The 16,496-nt window shown below is 45.4% G+C and carries 14 protein-coding genes and 1 tRNA gene; 5 read left to right on the forward strand and 10 right to left on the reverse strand.

Annotated elements, in window-relative coordinates:
- Nucleotides 1-117 precede the first annotated feature (117 nt).
- From glgA to PseudUWO310_RS00495, 3 genes are all read left to right on the forward strand, one after another.
- The gene (gene glgA / locus PseudUWO310_RS00485; RefSeq protein WP_142598137.1) at nt 118-1,494 is read left to right on the forward strand and encodes a glycogen synthase GlgA; all 1,377 of its coding nucleotides are present in this window, start codon (nt 118-120) and stop codon (nt 1,492-1,494) included.
- 204 nt (nt 1,495-1,698) lie between these two features.
- A complete protein-coding gene (locus PseudUWO310_RS00490; RefSeq protein WP_142598139.1) occupies nt 1,699-2,601 on the forward strand; it encodes a hypothetical protein in 903 nt (300 codons plus the stop codon).
- Nucleotides 2,602-2,766: 165 nt separating this feature from the next.
- The gene (locus PseudUWO310_RS00495) at nt 2,767-3,189 is read left to right on the forward strand and encodes a hypothetical protein (RefSeq protein WP_055075756.1); all 423 of its coding nucleotides are present in this window, start codon (nt 2,767-2,769) and stop codon (nt 3,187-3,189) included.
- Between the two features lie 205 nt (nt 3,190-3,394).
- Here the strand turns inward: PseudUWO310_RS00495 and PseudUWO310_RS00500 are convergent, their stop codons facing one another.
- The 9 genes from PseudUWO310_RS00500 to PseudUWO310_RS23480 all read right to left on the reverse strand — a co-directional run bounded on the left by PseudUWO310_RS00500 (nt 3,395) and on the right by PseudUWO310_RS23480 (nt 12,655).
- Nucleotides 3,395-5,932: a CHAT domain-containing protein gene (locus PseudUWO310_RS00500; RefSeq protein ID WP_142598141.1), complete on the reverse strand. Its 2,538-nt coding sequence runs from the start codon at nt 5,930-5,932 to the stop codon at nt 3,395-3,397.
- A 226-nt stretch (nt 5,933-6,158) separates the two neighbouring features.
- Nucleotides 6,159-6,677, reverse strand: coding sequence for an FKBP-type peptidyl-prolyl cis-trans isomerase (locus PseudUWO310_RS00505; RefSeq protein ID WP_142598143.1), 519 nt, complete (start codon nt 6,675-6,677; stop codon nt 6,159-6,161).
- A 129-nt stretch (nt 6,678-6,806) separates the two neighbouring features.
- Nucleotides 6,807-6,879, reverse strand: a tRNA-Phe gene (locus PseudUWO310_RS00510).
- 311 nt (nt 6,880-7,190) lie between these two features.
- Nucleotides 7,191-7,718 carry a YdcF family protein gene (locus PseudUWO310_RS00515; protein ID WP_411729009.1) on the reverse strand — a complete coding sequence of 176 codons (528 nt, stop codon included), beginning with the start codon at nt 7,716-7,718 and terminating at the stop codon, nt 7,191-7,193.
- 146 nt (nt 7,719-7,864) lie between these two features.
- A complete protein-coding gene (recR, locus tag PseudUWO310_RS00520) occupies nt 7,865-8,470 on the reverse strand; it encodes a recombination mediator RecR (protein WP_173400652.1) in 606 nt (201 codons plus the stop codon).
- Nucleotides 8,471-8,897: 427 nt separating this feature from the next.
- Nucleotides 8,898-9,482 (reverse strand): DUF4157 domain-containing protein, encoded by a 585-nt coding sequence (locus tag PseudUWO310_RS00525; protein ID WP_142598145.1) that lies wholly within the window; start codon nt 9,480-9,482, stop codon nt 8,898-8,900.
- An 83-nt stretch (nt 9,483-9,565) separates the two neighbouring features.
- Nucleotides 9,566-10,303, reverse strand: a complete 738-nt coding sequence (locus tag PseudUWO310_RS00530) for a Stp1/IreP family PP2C-type Ser/Thr phosphatase (protein WP_009626347.1) — start codon at nt 10,301-10,303, stop codon at nt 9,566-9,568.
- Nucleotides 10,304-10,544: 241 nt separating this feature from the next.
- Nucleotides 10,545-12,236, reverse strand: coding sequence for an ABC1 kinase family protein (locus PseudUWO310_RS00535; protein ID WP_223805477.1), 1,692 nt, complete (start codon nt 12,234-12,236; stop codon nt 10,545-10,547).
- Nucleotides 12,237-12,529: 293 nt separating this feature from the next.
- On the reverse strand, nt 12,530-12,655 hold the full coding sequence (locus PseudUWO310_RS23480; RefSeq protein WP_263363361.1) for a hypothetical protein: 126 nt from the start codon (nt 12,653-12,655) through the stop codon (nt 12,530-12,532).
- Nucleotides 12,656-12,811: 156 nt separating this feature from the next.
- Here PseudUWO310_RS23480 and PseudUWO310_RS00540 point away from each other — a divergent pair, with 156 nt between their 5' ends.
- Nucleotides 12,812-13,087, forward strand: a complete 276-nt coding sequence (locus PseudUWO310_RS00540; protein WP_009626350.1) for a hypothetical protein — start codon at nt 12,812-12,814, stop codon at nt 13,085-13,087.
- A gap of 4 nt (nt 13,088-13,091) precedes the next feature.
- On the forward strand, nt 13,092-15,434 hold the full coding sequence (locus tag PseudUWO310_RS00545) for a ComEC/Rec2 family competence protein (RefSeq protein ID WP_142598149.1): 2,343 nt from the start codon (nt 13,092-13,094) through the stop codon (nt 15,432-15,434).
- Between the two features lie 322 nt (nt 15,435-15,756).
- On the opposite strand, the gene PseudUWO310_RS00550 is transcribed toward PseudUWO310_RS00545, so the two are convergent.
- Nucleotides 15,757-16,446, reverse strand: a complete 690-nt coding sequence (locus PseudUWO310_RS00550) for a hypothetical protein (protein ID WP_142598151.1) — start codon at nt 16,444-16,446, stop codon at nt 15,757-15,759.
- Between the last annotated feature and the right edge of the window lie 50 nt (nt 16,447-16,496).

Genomic DNA, 16,496 nt, shown 5'->3' on the forward strand with positions numbered 1-16,496 from the left:
GATTTAGGGGCTCTTGCGGGATCTCCCGCAATGCTTCCCAAAAAATAGCTGCTGTAGCGATCGCGCTATGCCTGAAAATAATTTAAATAGCCAGACAATACGAGTAACGATCGAAGAATGAAAATTTTATTTGCGGCGGCTGAAGTTGCTCCTCTCGCCAAAGTTGGCGGTATGGCAGATGTCGTGGGCGCACTCCCCCCGATTCTGAAGAAGATGGGGCATGATGTGCGCATTATCATGCCTTACTACGGCGTGATCCCAGACAAGCTGAAAGAAAATCCTGAATGGATCTGGAAAGGCTATGCCATGTTTCAGGAATTCGATATTTTTCAGACCGTACTACCAGGAACGGATGTTCCCCTTTACTTAGTAGGGCATGGAGCCTTTATTCCCGCCCGCATTTATGGTGGCGATGACGAAGATTGGCGTTTCACGATGTTTGCCAATGCCGTTGCCGAATTTGCATGGAATTACTGGAAACCCAATATCATTCATTGCCATGATTGGCACACAGGCATGATTCCTGTGTGGATGCATCAAGTTTCCGATATTGGCACGGTATTTACAATTCACAACCTCGCCTATCAAGGACCTTGGCGTTGGTTCTTAGACAAAATCACATGGACTCCTTGGTATATGGATGCCCATAACACGATGGCAGGGGGAATTAAGTATGCCGATCGCGTAAATACCGTTTCTCCCACCTATGCGCAGCAAATTTGTACGCCGACCTATGGGGAAGGTTTAGAAGGATTACTTTCATTCCTCAAACCTTGGGGTATTTTAAACGGCATCGATACCGATTTAGAAAATCCTGCCACCGATACCGCCTTGGTACAAAACTATTCCGTTGCTACCCTTGACGATCGCCTTGCCAATAAAATTGCTTTACAAAAAGAGTTGGGCTTAACCGTCAATCCTGCCACTTTCTTGATCGGCATGGTCGGAAGGCTGGTCGAACAGAAGGGGCTCGATCTACTCTTACAAACCTTAGAACGCTATCTCGCCTATACCGATGCTCAGTTTGTAGTCTTAGGTACGGGCGAACGCTACTACGAATCCCAACTATGGCAAATCGCAGCTCGCTATCCTGGACGGATGTCGGCACAGATTCTCTTTAATTCCGCCCTATCCCATCGTGTTTATGCAGGTTCCGATGCCTTTTTGATGCCCAGCCGTTTTGAGCCTTGCGGACTCAGCCAATTGATCGCTCTGCGTTATGGTTCTGTGCCCATCGTCCGCCGCACTGGTGGCTTGGTGGACACCGTATCCTTCCACGATCCCATCGGTCAGGTGGGAACTGGGTTCTGCTTCGATCGCTACGAGCCTTTGGACATGTACACCTGCATGGTCAGGGCTTGGGAAAGTTACCGCTACACCGATGCATGGCGTTTGTTACAGGAACGCGGCATGAATAGTAATTTCAGTTGGCAATCCTCAGCGGATAAGTATGTCCAGCTATATCGCTCGATTCCGGGCTTAGAAAATGCCTAATACCAAATTACAAAATGGCTACGCCATTTTGTAATTTTAAAACCCTTACTGGATTTGGTTTTAATTCCCAAAAGTGTAGCCACAAGCTACATCCAAAAAATGAGTAGTGGCGCGAAGCGCCACTACTCATTTTTTGGGTTGACTTGCCAATCTTGCCAAGCACTGTAAAAATTACCCTTAACCGAATTTTCAGGCTACTAAGCGATGCGTCAGTTTCCTGTTATCCTCATTCCTCCAGAAGTGCAGCGCATTGCCCAATCTAAGCCCGTTGCGCCCGAACTTAATATTCCCTTACCAAGCCCTCCGCCCAATCAACTACCTGCACCAATTCAGATCCAAGAAGCGATCGCCTTAAGTTTCGGGCTAATTGCGATCGTCGCGATCGTCACTCTTGTGGCAAAGGAGCTGGGAATCATTCTGCTGATCTTGGGTACAGTGGTAATCGTCCTCAGGATCAGATATCAATTTCTCACCTATAAGAGAAGATATCAAAGCCATCAAAATGTGCTGCAAAATTATTTTACAAAGCTAGAAGCCTATTCGCGGGAGGAGGTGAGCTATCAGCAAAAATTAGCGATCGCCCATGCCCCAGAACGTGTCCTTGAGTTTCGCCACCATCAATTTCAAAAGTTCTTTGCCAAACTGCCCCCCCTCGAAAATTTGCGCGTCCTTACCAATCCCGCAGGGCTAGAGCTACCGACTGGTCAAGATCAACAAGCGATCGCGGAGACAATTTACAATTTTGGCGTTACGCTGCAAAAACACCTATCGGGAACCCTTTATCAAGGATGTCAACAATATATACCTAGCATTGATTATCATTGGGCTCCTGCCCTCACCTATGTCAATCCCGAACTAAATGCGCGGATAGCGATCGAAATCGCGAATTCCTCAGAAAGTGCCGCTAGTCTCACGCAAAACGATCTCGCTGATCGCTCTTTAGTCGGTTCAGGGTGGATCATTATCAAATTTGCACAGGAGCAAATCCGCCAAAGTCCAGCATCTTGCGGTAAGGAATTTGCGAAGCTTCTCGATCGCTTAAGTTTTGAGCCCTCTGTCTTAGAAGATTTTAGGGATATTCCCGATTTAGTACCCCTCAAAAGGTAGATTACGGCGTAATCTACCTTTTTTATAACAACTGCTACAGCGATCGCTAGTTAATTCGATTTATGGTGAGCAGATGCTAGAATCGGCTACTAAAAGCTGATTAGGCTATGTTTTATCAGTAATTTTTTATTTACCTTTATAGGTTTTAGCGTGAGGGTCTTGCCAGTGAATGCTGCCGAACAAGCTAAAAATGTCGAAGTCGCAACCAAAATCGCGACTATTGTCAATTTGTTTAAGGCTATTTATCCTGCTGCGCGATCGGATCTCAAACCTTGGCTAAATAATTCGGATACGCGGAAACTTCTCGATCCCGATTCGATTGATGTGGGCTTTCATTTTCCAGGGGTAAGTTGGCGGCTCAAGGTTCGTTGTATTCTCTTCCAAATTCGTCTATATGAAGATCCTGTCGATGGCGATCTGCGTGCGATCGGTATTGAGGCGAGCGGACATGACTATAAGGGAGAAAGGTGGCGCTTTTCTACGGTGGACAATTGGCAATTTTTAGGCGATAACATCCCCATGGAAGACGGGATCGCTAACTTGCGCGATTTTAGCCGTCAAACCTTAGAAGTTTTCAATCGCAAGTAAAAGACAAGTTAAGAAATGGCTACGCCATTTCTTAACTTGAAAACCCTTACTAGGTTTAGTTTTTACAGCAATTACCGATCAAACGAACCACAAGGAAATTCATGAAAGCGTTGCAAAGCAACGCTTTCATGAATTTCCTTGGTTTGGGTTTGAGCGCAAAGTGCTGCAATTTCCAAAAGTGTAGCCACACTTTTGGAAATTGGTATTACCAGCTATTACTAATCAGCACAAAAGACGACCAAAAATAGGGATGACTATAATTAACACCTCCCTTAGCACTTGGCTTAACCATGCTCAACTGTGCTTCCCGCAAAGCTATAGATGTATCACTGTTTGCCCTTCGCAAATTATTATAAAAAGCAGACATCAGTATTTGCGTACCACCATCCGAGACCTTCCACAGCGAAGCGATCGATGCTCTTGCGCCTGCTCGATGGACTTGATAGCCAAAGCCTAAAATCTCCGTACCAGTTCCCAAACTACCCAATCCTGTCTGACAAGCACTCAAAACAACGAGCTGGGTATCTTGCAGCTTTAAATCATTCACTTCGGCTAAGGTGAGCTTACTACCATCACCAAACAACAGATAGGATTCAAAAGGACTGCCATTTTTAAATTCCGCATGGGTTGCCAAATGAATGATGGCATTACCAGCCGCTTTATCCCGAATCATCTGACTCGTAAAATTCTGTTCAATGTATTTATTCGCTTTAGGAAAAGTTGAGGCAATGTTCTCTACTTCGGTAATAGAAGATGGCAGCCCACTTAATCCAAATTTGCTCTCTCCCGCTTTACCGCCAAATGCTCCCGCTAAGATCGTTAAGTCAGGCAATGATTGGCGATCGCGATCCAGCAAACTGTAGGAAATGAGATTATTGATGCGATATCGTTCCACTAACCAATGCTTGCCATCGTAGAGGGTGGCGAGGGGAATATAACGCAAGATCCCATCAGGGGCATAGAGAATGGTCTTAGCCTTTGCTTGCTTGAGATCGGATTCAATCGGTTTGATGAGGATCTCGTATAGCTTCTTTGCCGAGGTCTTGATGTCGTAGGAGCTAGGATCTTGCAAGTCATTACGAAAATCGGCGATCATCTCTTCTAGTTGAGGTTTAGCGATCGCCACCGTACGCGCCGTAGGAATAGAATTAGCCGCAAAAATTACTATTTCCAGACGATCTAGCAGCACTAATGGATAGATGAGCACCACCCCTTGCGGTAGTTTTTGTAAGTATGCTGGAGCCTTATTAAGTTCCGATGGCGCAATCTGCTGGATCTGTTGAGCTAGTTCGCGGTTCAGCAAGGGAATTTGGGCAAAGCTCACCGTGGATAGGCGACTAATTTTTGACTCAGGCTCTAAAATTCGCATTCCCTGAGCTGTACGCTCATTCCCTTTGACATTTTGGAGGTAGTCTTCCAGTTCTTGGATTTTTAATAGATCGATGATTTGCAGCGCTTCCATCACCCGTCCTTGTTTGAGCAATAGATCCGCAAGGCTACGGTATGTGCCTGCCACCGTTCCCAAAAAAGATCGCTGTTCCTCTTTGCTCAATCCGCGAATATCTCTGCGAATCGATTCTTGAATGTTGACCGATTGTTTGTAATAAAGGATCGCCAGTTCGGGCTGTTTTAATTCCCCAAGCAATACGCCCAAATTATTTAGCGCTCTCCCTTCACCATTACGATCCTTAAGTTGACGGGCGATCGCTAAATCTTGTTGATAAAAGTCCAAGGCTTTTTCATACTTTCTTAACCGATTGTAGGCAATGCCCAGCCCAGCCGCAGCTTTGCCTTCTGCGGCGGTGTCGTTAATGTTACGGGCGATGGTTAATTGTTGCTCCAGAAAAGCGATCGCCTGCTCGTATTGTCCTAACTGCCGATAACCATTGCCGATATTGCCGAGGGTTCTACCTTCTCCACTGCGATCCTTCAGACTGCGCGATATTTCTAAGCCTTGTTTATACAAAACAATTGCTTGGGGATATTGCTCCAAGTCGCTATAGACCGTGCCCAGATTATTGAGCGCCCTAGCCTGTCCGCTCAGATCTTTCAATTCGCGGGCGATCGCTAAATCCTGTCGATTGAGATCGATCGCCTTTTCATATCGCCCCAATTCACGATAAACAATGGCAAGTCCCCCTAGGGCTCTTCCTTCCCCTGCGCGATCGCTAATCTCGCGGGTAATTGCCAATTGTTGCTGATGGCAAGCGATCGCTTTGGCATATTGCCCCAATTCACGATAGGCAATGCCCAGATTTCCGAGCGCATTACCTGCATTTTTACGGTCATTGAGTTGGCTCAAAATTTCTATAGCAGGCTGATACATAGCGATCGCTTGCTCGTACTGCCCTAACTGAATATAGTTCAGCCCCAAACTATCAAGGGCATAGGCTTCAGCCCGCCGATCGTTTAATTCCCGCGAGAGGGTCAACCGTTGCTGAAAGAAAGGAACTGCCTTCGCAAATTGTCCAAGACTATAGTAAGCAAGCCCCAAATTATTCCATACCTTGCTTTCCCCAACGCGGTCTTTGATTTCTTGGTAAATCTGTAAAGCGCTTTGCCATGACTGAAAGGCGGACTCGTACTGACGTGCGCGATATTGCTGAAGCCCTTGGTTTAGTAATTGCCCTGATTGGATCTGGCGATCGCTCTGCTCTTGTGCGCCCAGATCACAGACCAAGGCTTGCATAGGCAGCCCCGACAACATCGTGATTAAGGCGATCGTGACTAACTTTTTATCCATAGCCTTTTATGCATAGCCTTATACCAAATTACAAAATGGCTACGCCATTTTGTAATTTTAAAACCCTTATACTAATTCACTGAAGTGAGCCAACACTTCAATGAATTAAAAAGCAAACCCTGTAAAGTTTTGAGATTCCCAAAAGTGTTGCCACACTTTCGTGAATTGGTATTACCCCTAACGAAAAAGCACTGTCTTGAGGCAGTGCTTTTTCCGATTGAACGATTTAAGAAATACGTAGTAACTCGACATCAAAGATCAGAGTGGCATTAGGAGGAATGACTCCACCTGCCCCACGAACGCCATAACCGAGTTCGGGAGGAATAATCAAGTTATAGCGATCGCCAACGCGCATAAGAGATAAGCCTTCGTCCCAGCCCTTAATTACTTGACCAACGCCCAGCTTGAACGAAAAAGGACTATTGCGATCGCGAGAACTATCGAACTTAGTGCCATCTTCTAACCTCCCCGTGTAATGTACAGTTACGGTATCTCCTTGCTTAGGGGTTGCACCTGTGCCTGCATTGAGCACTTGGTATTTTAGCCCAGTGCCAGTTGCTTTGATTTCGGGATCGCTCATATTTATTAAAGGTGCGTCTGCTATTTTTACTGTTGTTTGATTTGGTACACCTGTAGAGGGTGCACCAGTACTAGCAACTGCTGTCTGTCCGCCTGTAATTTGCGCAACTACAATGACCAGCACAGCAACCGCCATAATGCCAAAGCTAATCAAAATTCCTTTCAAGGTTCTACTCTCCAATCAATTACGTGATGACTTAGCTTTTGGAATCTTATACCAATTAAGTAAAGTGTGACTACACCTCAATCAAAAACAAAAAAAGAGTTCGCTGAGCGAACTCTTTTTTTATAAATATGCCAGGAACGAGATTTGAACTCGTGACACGTGGATTTTCAGTCCACTGCTCTACCAACTGAGCTATCCCGGCTTGTTGCGTTTTTTAGCGCTTTATTAAGATAACACCGAAAGTGAATTTCGATCAATATTATTGAAAAAATATTTCTAGAAATTGCAATCCAAGTGCTTTTAATACCAATTCCAAAAAGTGTGGCTACACTTTTTGGAATTGAAAACCAAACCCAGTAAGGGTTTTAAAAACACAAAATGGCTACGCCATTTTGTGTTTTGGTATAAGTAGCTAAGCATAAGTAAACTTAAAACCTAGAAGAGCGTACCGCCCGCTAAGCGGGCGGTACGCTCTCTGGTTTTGTTTTTTAATTTGGGATAAAACCCAAAATGCTAAGAGCCCGTTACTAACCAAAAAACCGAACGCAGACCGTCACGTAGCGACTTAGTGGGATTTTCAGATTTTATTTGCGACGGAATTGCCACAGGATGCATCTCGATGCCGCGACTACCTAAAACGATTTTGCCAATCACAAGGGCACGGGGCATATGAAACTCCGAGGTAATTACATATACATCAGTAATTTTGCGCTGCTGAAACTCCGTCACCATCACCGTGAAATTGGTAACCGTATCTACAGCCCGATAGTCTAAGTGGATGCGATCGCGTTTCACCCCAGCTTGATCGAATACATACTGAGCATATTCCTCTGGACTGCCAGAGGATACAAAGATCGGCAGTTGAGGGTGTTCTAAAGCAAATTGAGCAGCAAATTTTTCACGGGTAGGCGAGCCTCCTAATACTAGGATTGCCTGAGGCTCTCTAGCCGTAGGGCTGGCACTGATAGTTGGTAAACATGGAACGCCAAAGATCATGCACCCAGAACCAATTAACCCTGATAAAGCTGTCATAGAACTCATTTTAGGGAACGGGTCAATCATGGTCATTATCATGGTCATTATTGAGTTGCAAACCAGCAAAATATTATCTGCATGATGGAACAATATGCAACATGATATTTCTAGCAGTTGGAAATATTTCCAACTAATTTCAAACTAATTCAAAACTAAAAATCTAATTCGCGTCTGCCCTCGATCGCTTTGGCAAGTGTTACCTCATCTGCATATTCTAAGTCACCGCCCATCGGAATACCAAAGGCAATTCGCGTAACTTTGGTAAAAGGTTTCAATAAACCACCTACGTATAGGGTAGTAGTCTCTCCTTCGACACTAGGAGCGATCGCCATGATCACCTCCGAGACTCGGTTCCCACTGACGCGCCGTACTAGGCTCTGAATATTTAATTGATCGGGACTGATCCCATCCATCGGCGAAATCAAACCGCCCAAAACGTGATATTTCCCGCGATATTCACGGGTTTTTTCGAGGGCAATTAGATCGCGGGAGTCAGCAACAACACAAATCACTGAATTATCGCGACTGGGATGGGCACAAATTTCACAGATTGGTTCCGCCGATAGATGTCCGCATAGGGTGCAGCTACCGACCTGCTGCTTTGCCTGAACTAATGCTTGAGCGAGGGCTTCTACCTCTTCGGTGGGACGCTTGAGGATATGGAGAGATAAGCGTTGTGCAGTTTTAGCGCCCACCCCAGGGAGACGCTGCAACTGTTCGATGAGATTAGCGAGAGGGCGAGTATACAAGACAGGCAAGGCATGAGTTAACGTTAACAATCTTAACGCTAACTCATGCCTTTGCAGTTTTACAAAATTTTTAAAATATGTATAGCAGTCCTAAATCATTTGTAGATTTTTTGGTTTGTGGAAGCGCCCCCCGAAAGGGGGGCGCTTCCACAAACCATTTAGGATTGCTATAGCTGTAATACCAATTCCCAAAATGGCGTTGCCATTTTGGGAATCTCAAAACCTTAACTGTGTTTGGTGTTTAATTCACAAAAGTGTTGTCACACTTTCGTGAATTGGTATAAACCCAAGAATTAATTGGCGGCGCGAAGCGCCGCCAATTAATTCTTGGGTTTTGATTTGTCCTAATTCAAGTGACTGTAGCTATAGCAACGTTAGGTAAGAGCAAAGGATGAGTGGCGGCGCTTCGCGCCGCCACTCATCCTTTGCTCTTTAGTTATTGATTAGTTTGCACAAAACGATTTTGCAAGTCGTAAGCTTCCCGCTCCATGAGGTTGTTCTCGTACTTTTGCTTAGCTCGTTTATATTCAACAAAATATTGGTAGCCAAACTGGTCTAAGCCACCGTTTTTAGAGCATTGACGGACATGCACCATCTCATGGGCAATTACCGATAACTGTTTGAGATCTTCAGGTTTGTAATCGTCGCGGAGATAAATCCGATCGCAATAGGTTTGGGCGATCGTCTCAACCCTACCAAAATGCACGGCGACATTACCCAGTACCCAACGATCCATCATTTGGGCATTATAAATAACCTGCACATGATCGATATAGTCAATGAAATAACGCCTGAGGTAGCGTTTTTGGACATTATCTAGCGGTACTCCTTCACCATTCTTAGAATGCATCGTTTTTGAGGCTGCTTGATAGGCGATCGAGCCCGCTTGCCCCCAAGCCTCCTCAGCGAAGCTAGACTTTGTTTCCGAGTCAGCCCAAAAGCCTACATCAGACATCCCAATGGCGGTAACCAGTGAGAGGGTCAACAGAATTAAAAAAATGATTCTCCGAATGCTATTCATAGGCTTTACAGAGATGGCTTGACCAATGGCTAGGAGAAGATCTCAAACATCAGCTCAATTGCCTTTTGATTGCTGCTTAATTTTTAGCTGTTGGCATTTAATTCGTTAGAAACAATTACCACGGTGATATTATCTCGCCCACCACGCAATTTCGCCGACTCGATCAAGGCTTGAGCAGCCTGCTGACAGTTGCGAATACTCTTGAGATGATGGGCGATGCGATCGTCAGTTAGTTCCTCTGTTAACCCATCACTACAGATCAAAAAGCGATCGCCAGGTTGCCATTCAATTTCACGGGCAGAAATCGACTTTACATCTTCACGCCCCAAACATTGCAAAAGCATATGCCGCCAAGGATGGCTTTTGGCATCTTCAGGATTGACTACCCCCGTCTGAATGGCTCGCGCAATCCATGTATGATCGTCGCTGATCTGCTCTAGTTTTGGCCCGCGCAAACGATACAACCGCGAATCACCAATATGACAATACCAAGGCTGTTCGTCCCGAAATAGCAATATCACGATGGTGGTTCCCATATCCGATCGCACGGGATGATCTGCTTGATCATTGATAATTGCTTGATTTGCCTTAGAGATTGCATCCTGCATCAACTGCTGTGGTGTCGTTTCGTCATCCCAAAGAGCTTCTAAACATGCACGAATAGAATCGACGGCAATTTGACTTGCCACTTCTCCGCCTGCGTGCCCTCCCATCCCATCGGCAACTACAAAGAATCGTCCCTCAGGATCGATATAGTAAGAATCTTGGTTGGCTGATCTGACGCAGCCAGTATCGGTTGCTCCCGCAAATAGACGCTTCATGTTAGGTGGTTCGGCTCGACGTATTTATTGACCAGTTCTGCTATAGCAATCTTTAGTTTAGCGCTCACAGGCAAAAACTATAGCAATATCTACAAACTGTCAGTCATTATCAATAAGTGCTTGTGCAAAATAAATTGCTAAAACCAGTGAAGTTGCGCCCGGTAGGGGCACAACTTCACTGGTTTTGGTTTGTAATTAATTATGCCTAGCTACTTATTGCTGTTTGAGTAATGCTATCCAATCATCGTTCAGGGCGGTCAATTTTTGATAACAATCGCAATAGTATTAGGACAAAAATTCCCGCAAGGATGGCTGTAATCAGGGCAGGGATCTGGAGCCCATTAATAAATAAGAGGGTGGCACATAAAAAACAGGTCGCACCGAGTAGTGCGTAAATTGCGCCGATACCAACATTACTCAGTCTTCGTAAGAGGCGATCGGTTTCTTGCGATTTGACCCGCACACGGATATCGCCACGATCTAGTTTCGAGAGGGTTTCATCGATACGCCGAGGTAAAGCGATCGCGGTGCTACTCACCTGAGTAGCCTGCCTACCTAGTTCCCCGAAAAAAGCCGTGGATAAATTTCCCGATTCTTTAGCGCTACCATTTTCCATAAGATTAGTTGCGTAGGGTTTTGCGACTTCCATAAAGTTAAAGCTGGGATCAAGTCCTTTGCCCAGTCCCTCTAATGTAGAGAGAGCCCGCATGACAAAGGTAAATGTGGCGGGGAATCGAAATGGTTGGTCATAGGCAATGTCGTACAGATCGTCACTAATAGCCGCAACGGATTGCTTATCCATGGACTGTCCCATGAAGTTATCAAGCATATATTGCACCGATCGCCGCAAGGGACCTGTATCGCCAGTAACCTCTAATGCACCGAGATCGATCAAAGAATTAATTACGACTTCGGCATCTTTTTGAGCAATCCCAAAGAAGGTTCGCAATAATTTCTCGCGAGTGATCGATTGGATCTGTCCCATCATGCCGAAATCGTAGAAAATCAATTCGCCTTTTGCCGTAACCGCTAAGTTGCCAGGATGGGGATCGGCATGAAAAAATCCGTGATTGAGTAACTGCTCTAAATAAGACTCTGCCCCAATGCGGGCGATCGCCTTGCGATCGATTCCTGCGGCTTCTAGGGCTTCATAGTTACTAACTTTAATCCCTGGCATATACTCAAGGGTCAGTACCCGTTTTGAGGCATAGCGCCAATACACTCTTGGAACCATAATGCGGCGATCGCCTCGAAAATTACGGCGAAAAATGTCAGCATTCCTACCTTCGTTTAAATAATCTGCTTCCTGATAGAGGATCTTGCTGCATTCTTCATAAATACCAACCCAATCGCGCCCCCTGCCGTACTTGGGATGATTTTGAAAATATTGGGCAATCCGCTTGAGAATACCTAAATCGATCGCAAATAGCTTCAATAGCCCTGGACGTTGCACCTTAACAACAATTTCTTCGCCCGTATGCAATTGAGCCTTATGGACTTGCCCGAGACTCGCCGCTGCAAGAGGAATGGGATCGAAATATCCAAACATGTGATCAATCGGCTTAGCCAAATCAGACTCAATGATTTGCTTTGCCTTCGCCACCGTAAAAGCAGGGACTTTATCCTGTAATTTTGATAGTTCCTCTACGGATTCCGCAGGCAAAATATCGGCACGGGTTGATAAAAGTTGTCCCACCTTAATAAAGGTTGGACCAAGTTGCAGCATGGACTCGCGCAACCAAATCGCTCTTTTTCGAGTACGTTTTTTAACCTTGGCTTCAGTCTTGCCCCCGACATAGCTCCATTTTTTGTTGTCAAGCCAAATCATCCAAGAGAATGTGAGGACTGTGCGCCAAATATCAATGGTGCGGGCAAGTTCAGAGTAGTTGTCACGACTCCAACGATAATTGGGTTCAGAGGATAAAACTGACACGATTCACTAACGGCAGAAGGACTATCAAGAAATCTGTAACAAACCTTTACATCTTAGCGTGAATATTTATAGTTGTTAATATTTGGGAGGTTGCTTTACTACTGCATTTAGAATTTCAAACTAAAGCCGCTCCATAATTCCCCTTCAGCATGTTGGATTATTGGGTAAGTAGCTGGGCATAATTAAAATCCAGAATCAAAAACTGTAGCGCACGCAGCGTGTGCGCTACAGTTTTTGGGGTTTTATATTTAATTTCGCCTAGCTACTTAATGTGGAAAAAGACGCTTTCCCGATCATAAAGATGCGTCAGGTCGTGATTTACCTGAAAGAGACAAGTTCAGATTCTGTCTTTCAGCACTATTTTTGGCAATTCCCTTGGCATCATAGACATTACTATTTGCTGTTATTATGCTTTGCATAAGTAGCTAGGCATAATTAAAAGCCAGAGTCAAAAACCAGAGTCAAAAGCTGTAGCGCACGCGGCGCGTGCGCTACAGCTTTTGGGATTTTAGTTTTATATTTAATTGCGCCTAGATACTTAAGAATAGACCCAGAATAATTTTCCTTCTAATTTTATGGAAGCTTTCAATCCAATTCCTCCAGAGTGGGTCGAAAAGGCAACACATGCAGATGGTTTTTGCTGCCCTCGTTGCGGACAAGCCCCAAGCAGTGCTAAGGCTGTGTGGGTTAACCGTCGATCGCCTGTTTACACCGAAAATCATCAACGCAAGTGGCAGGAATTTTATCAATGTGAATGCCAATCGGTATGGTGGGCTTGGAGTAACGATCGCCCCCCATCAGAATTTAGCGATCGGGCGATTCGGAATAGTTATGGCGATGATTTAAGTTGAGCCAATGAAGTCGCAAGTTGCCCTAGTTCTGTCCTTATTCTTTATTGCAGGAGCCTACGCCAGTTTCTTACCAGATTGGACGGGGTTTTATGTAGTTTTTGGTATTGGCTTTGGTTTATCGATGCTAGTTCCCGCGATTTGGCGCTTGGGACCTAAGCGATGGGTTTATCTCTTAGCAACAATCGTGGCAATTTTTGCTTGTTTTTATTTAAAAATTCGCACGCCGCAGCCATCGGCTGATGATATCTCTAAGTATGCCCCACTCTCCAATGCGATCGTGCGGGGAAAGGTCATTGAATCGCCTAGCTTAACCCGTAGTGAGAGAGCCAAGTTTTTGTTAGCCGTGCAGGAGGTTAACCTTTCTGGCAAAGTCAATATTAAAGATCTCAAGGATCGCACTTCTAATGATCCGAGCAGTAATGCGGCTAATACGGATAATGACAAGAAGTTTATGGCAACATCGGGCAAGCTATATGTAACAGTGCCCCTAATCGAAGTAACGGGTTTGCGGGTCGGTCAAGAGATCGAGCTATCGGGCAGGCTTTATTTGCCGAGTCGTGCGGATAATTTTGGAGCCTTTGATTTTAAGTCCTATCTGGCGCGTCAGGGAGTATTTGCGGGGTTAAGCGGGCGATCGCTAGTCATGCAGGGCAATCCTGTGAGTTTTGGGGAATGGTGGTTTATCAGTCGTATCGTTCGCGCCCATGTAATGGGCGCAGGCGTGCCAGAGGGTTCTTTACTTAGCTCTTTGGTATTAGGCAGTCGCGCTGTGGACTTACCCAGCGATCTGAAGGATGCTTTTATTCAAGCAGGATTGGCAGCGGTGCTAGCGGCTTCGGGCTTTCAGGTTACTTTGGTACTCGGAGCGGCGATCGCTTTAACCAACAATAGTTCGCTCAAGATCAAGTTTGCGGTTGGCTGTTGTTGCTTGGGTGGATATTTACTGCTAACAGGTGCTAGTCCATCGATCCTGCGAGCCGTACTGATGGGTTTTGGGAGTTTGATCGGTTTAGTGGTGCAGCGCCGTAGCCGTCCTGTGATCGGTTTACTAATTACGGCAGTATTACTATTGCTCTATCAGCCCCAATGGATCTGGGATTTAGGCTTCCAGTTTAGTTTTTTGGCAACCTTTGGGTTACTGACTACCGCACGATCGATCGCCGAACGTCTGGAATGGCTACCCCCTGCGATCGCCGAATTGCTATCCGTCCCCATTGCCGCCTATATCTGGACTTTGCCCCTGCAACTATTGGTATTTGGCAAGCTCTCTCCCTATAGCTTAATTGCGAATGTATTGACCACACCTTTAGTCTCGATCGCAACCTATGGGGGCATCATTAGCGGACTGTTGGCAATTATTTTTGTACCCCTAGGGGCGGCGATCGCTTGGCTACTATACCCCCTATTACATTGGACAATCGATATCGCCCAATGGATTAATAATTTACCGAATACCAGCATCAGCGTGGGCGCGATTAGTATCTGGCAGATGTTAATCGCCTATATGTTATTTGTGGCGATCTGGCTCTTGCCTTGGTTTGCCAAGATGCAGCGTTGGACGATCGCCTTTGTTCTGGCCTGTGTGGTCTTATTTGTCCCCAATACGCTTGCTCAGCAAAATTCTTTTCAAGTCACCATCCCAGCCTTTAATGATGTGCCGATTATGCTAATTAGAAATCAAAATCAAACGGTTTTGATTAATAGCGGCGATCGTCAATTTGCCAACTTTACCTTAATTCCATTCTTACAAAAACTAGGCATTAATCGCCTCGATTGGGGCGTTTCTACGGATACACAGCCCGATGTCAGCGATGGCTGGAATGCGCTGACTAGTTCCGTAGCGATCAGCCAATTTCGCGATATCAGTCTTGGGGTCACCCCAAAGCCCTACCAAGATCTCCAACAGACCCTTGCTAATGCCAAAACTCCTCTAGCCTCGCTCAAGGTTGGCGAAAGCTTAACTATTAACAATCAAGTCCAGATTCAATTACTCAATCAATCACCTGACATTTTAAAGCTGAAAACGGGCGACCTATCATGGTTGTTGCTTGCTAATACCGATCCCAAATCCCAACAAGCGATCGCTGCTAAAAAAGAATTACTGCCCCAGCTAACGGCTAATGTGCTTTGGTGGACAGGCATTCAGATCGATCCCGTGATTTTACAGGCGATCAAACCGACAATTGCGATCGCTTCAGCAACTAGTGTTGTCGAAGAGATGGTTAATCAACTTTACGATGCCAAAGTTAGAGTGTTTTGGACAGGGCGCGATGGCTCCATTCAATGGAATCCTGAAAAAGACTTTCATACTCTACGCGATCAGCAAGATTCGCAATCACCTATTTAATGCCAAAGCTCAAAATGGCGTAGCCATTTTTTTCGTGAATTGGTTAAAGCCTCAAAGAGGGTTGTCGCGCTCCGCGCGGTAATCCTCTTTGGGGCTAGTTATATCAATTTCCAAAAGTGTGGCTACACTTTTGGAAATTGAAAACCAAACCCAGTGAGGGTTTTCAATTCCCAAAATGGCATAGCCATTTTGTGATTTGGTATTAACGGCAGCTATATAGCCGTAGCCAATGATTTGAGGACAAAATCAAACCCCAAGAAGAGAAGGTTGGCGCTTCGCGCCAACCTTCTCTTCTTGGGGTTTGATGCTTATAGCAATGCCTTCATTGCTCTGATTTCTGAGATTTTTGTCTGCGGCTAATTTCTTTTTTAGCCAAGAAAGCACCAGCCAAACCAATACCTATAAAAGCCGCAGGAACGGGAACGGATTGAGGATCGGAAGGATCGATCACAGAAATTGCACTGTCTGTATCGGCAATGAAACTCAGGTTACTCCCCGTGGAGAAGCCACTATCCCAATTAATGGTTAGAGCCGCATAAAGATCACCAACCGCAGGCTGACCGACAAGGTTAACAATATTGCTATAGGTAAAGGAGGTCGGCGACGATCCAATTACTGGCGTGAAATCCCATCCTGCGGCAGAACCAGTCGTACCAGGATTGGGATTAGTTTGGTCAAATAAGGTAGAACCAGCGATCGCATTAATAAATAAGGAGGAAATAGTTTTGGACGAGTTGTTGCTAAAAGTCCAAGGATTTCCAAAGGTATCGCCCGACTGAAACAAAGTCCAGCCATCAGCCGAAGCTACACCGCTGTAGAAATTAATTGCAGACCATACCCCCGTACTGGTTGTATTATCGGCAAAGGTAACCCTTACTTGCATACCCGTAGAGGCTCCGCCCATAGTTGAGTAACCTGTCAAAGCAGAAATAGTTGCTGCTTGGGCATTCCCCACCATCCCCAGAAGCGATGCAGCAGTCAAAAATGCAGAAGCAGTCAATAACTTTTTCATAGGTTTTACTCGCTAAAATTCTTAAATTAACCAACGTTTAGTAGATTTCT

It is taken from the genome of Pseudanabaena sp. UWO310 (genome assembly GCF_006861605.1).
In the GTDB taxonomy this organism is placed as follows: Bacteria; Cyanobacteriota; Cyanobacteriia; order Pseudanabaenales; family Pseudanabaenaceae; genus Pseudanabaena.

Excerpts from the sequence above, each read along its gene's own strand:
- glgA (WP_142598137.1), top strand. The coding sequence starts at position 118 with ATGAAAATTTTATTTGCGGCGGCTGAAGTTGCTCCTCTCGCCAAAGTT.
- PseudUWO310_RS00490 (WP_142598139.1), top strand. The coding sequence starts at position 1,699 with ATGCGTCAGTTTCCTGTTATCCTCATTCCTCCAGAAGTGCAGCGCATT.
- PseudUWO310_RS00500 (WP_142598141.1), bottom strand. The coding sequence starts at position 5,932 with ATGGATAAAAAGTTAGTCACGATCGCCTTAATCACGATGTTGTCGGGG.
- PseudUWO310_RS00515 (WP_411729009.1), bottom strand. The coding sequence starts at position 7,718 with ATGAGTTCTATGACAGCTTTATCAGGGTTAATTGGTTCTGGGTGCATG.
- PseudUWO310_RS00525 (WP_142598145.1), bottom strand. The coding sequence starts at position 9,482 with ATGAATAGCATTCGGAGAATCATTTTTTTAATTCTGTTGACCCTCTCA.
- PseudUWO310_RS00530 (WP_009626347.1), bottom strand. The coding sequence starts at position 10,303 with ATGAAGCGTCTATTTGCGGGAGCAACCGATACTGGCTGCGTCAGATCA.
- PseudUWO310_RS23480 (WP_263363361.1), bottom strand. The coding sequence starts at position 12,655 with ATGCAAAGCATAATAACAGCAAATAGTAATGTCTATGATGCCAAGGGA.
- PseudUWO310_RS00540 (WP_009626350.1), top strand. The coding sequence starts at position 12,812 with ATGGAAGCTTTCAATCCAATTCCTCCAGAGTGGGTCGAAAAGGCAACA.
- PseudUWO310_RS00545 (WP_142598149.1), top strand. The coding sequence starts at position 13,092 with ATGAAGTCGCAAGTTGCCCTAGTTCTGTCCTTATTCTTTATTGCAGGA.
- PseudUWO310_RS00550 (WP_142598151.1), bottom strand. The coding sequence starts at position 16,446 with ATGAAAAAGTTATTGACTGCTTCTGCATTTTTGACTGCTGCATCGCTT.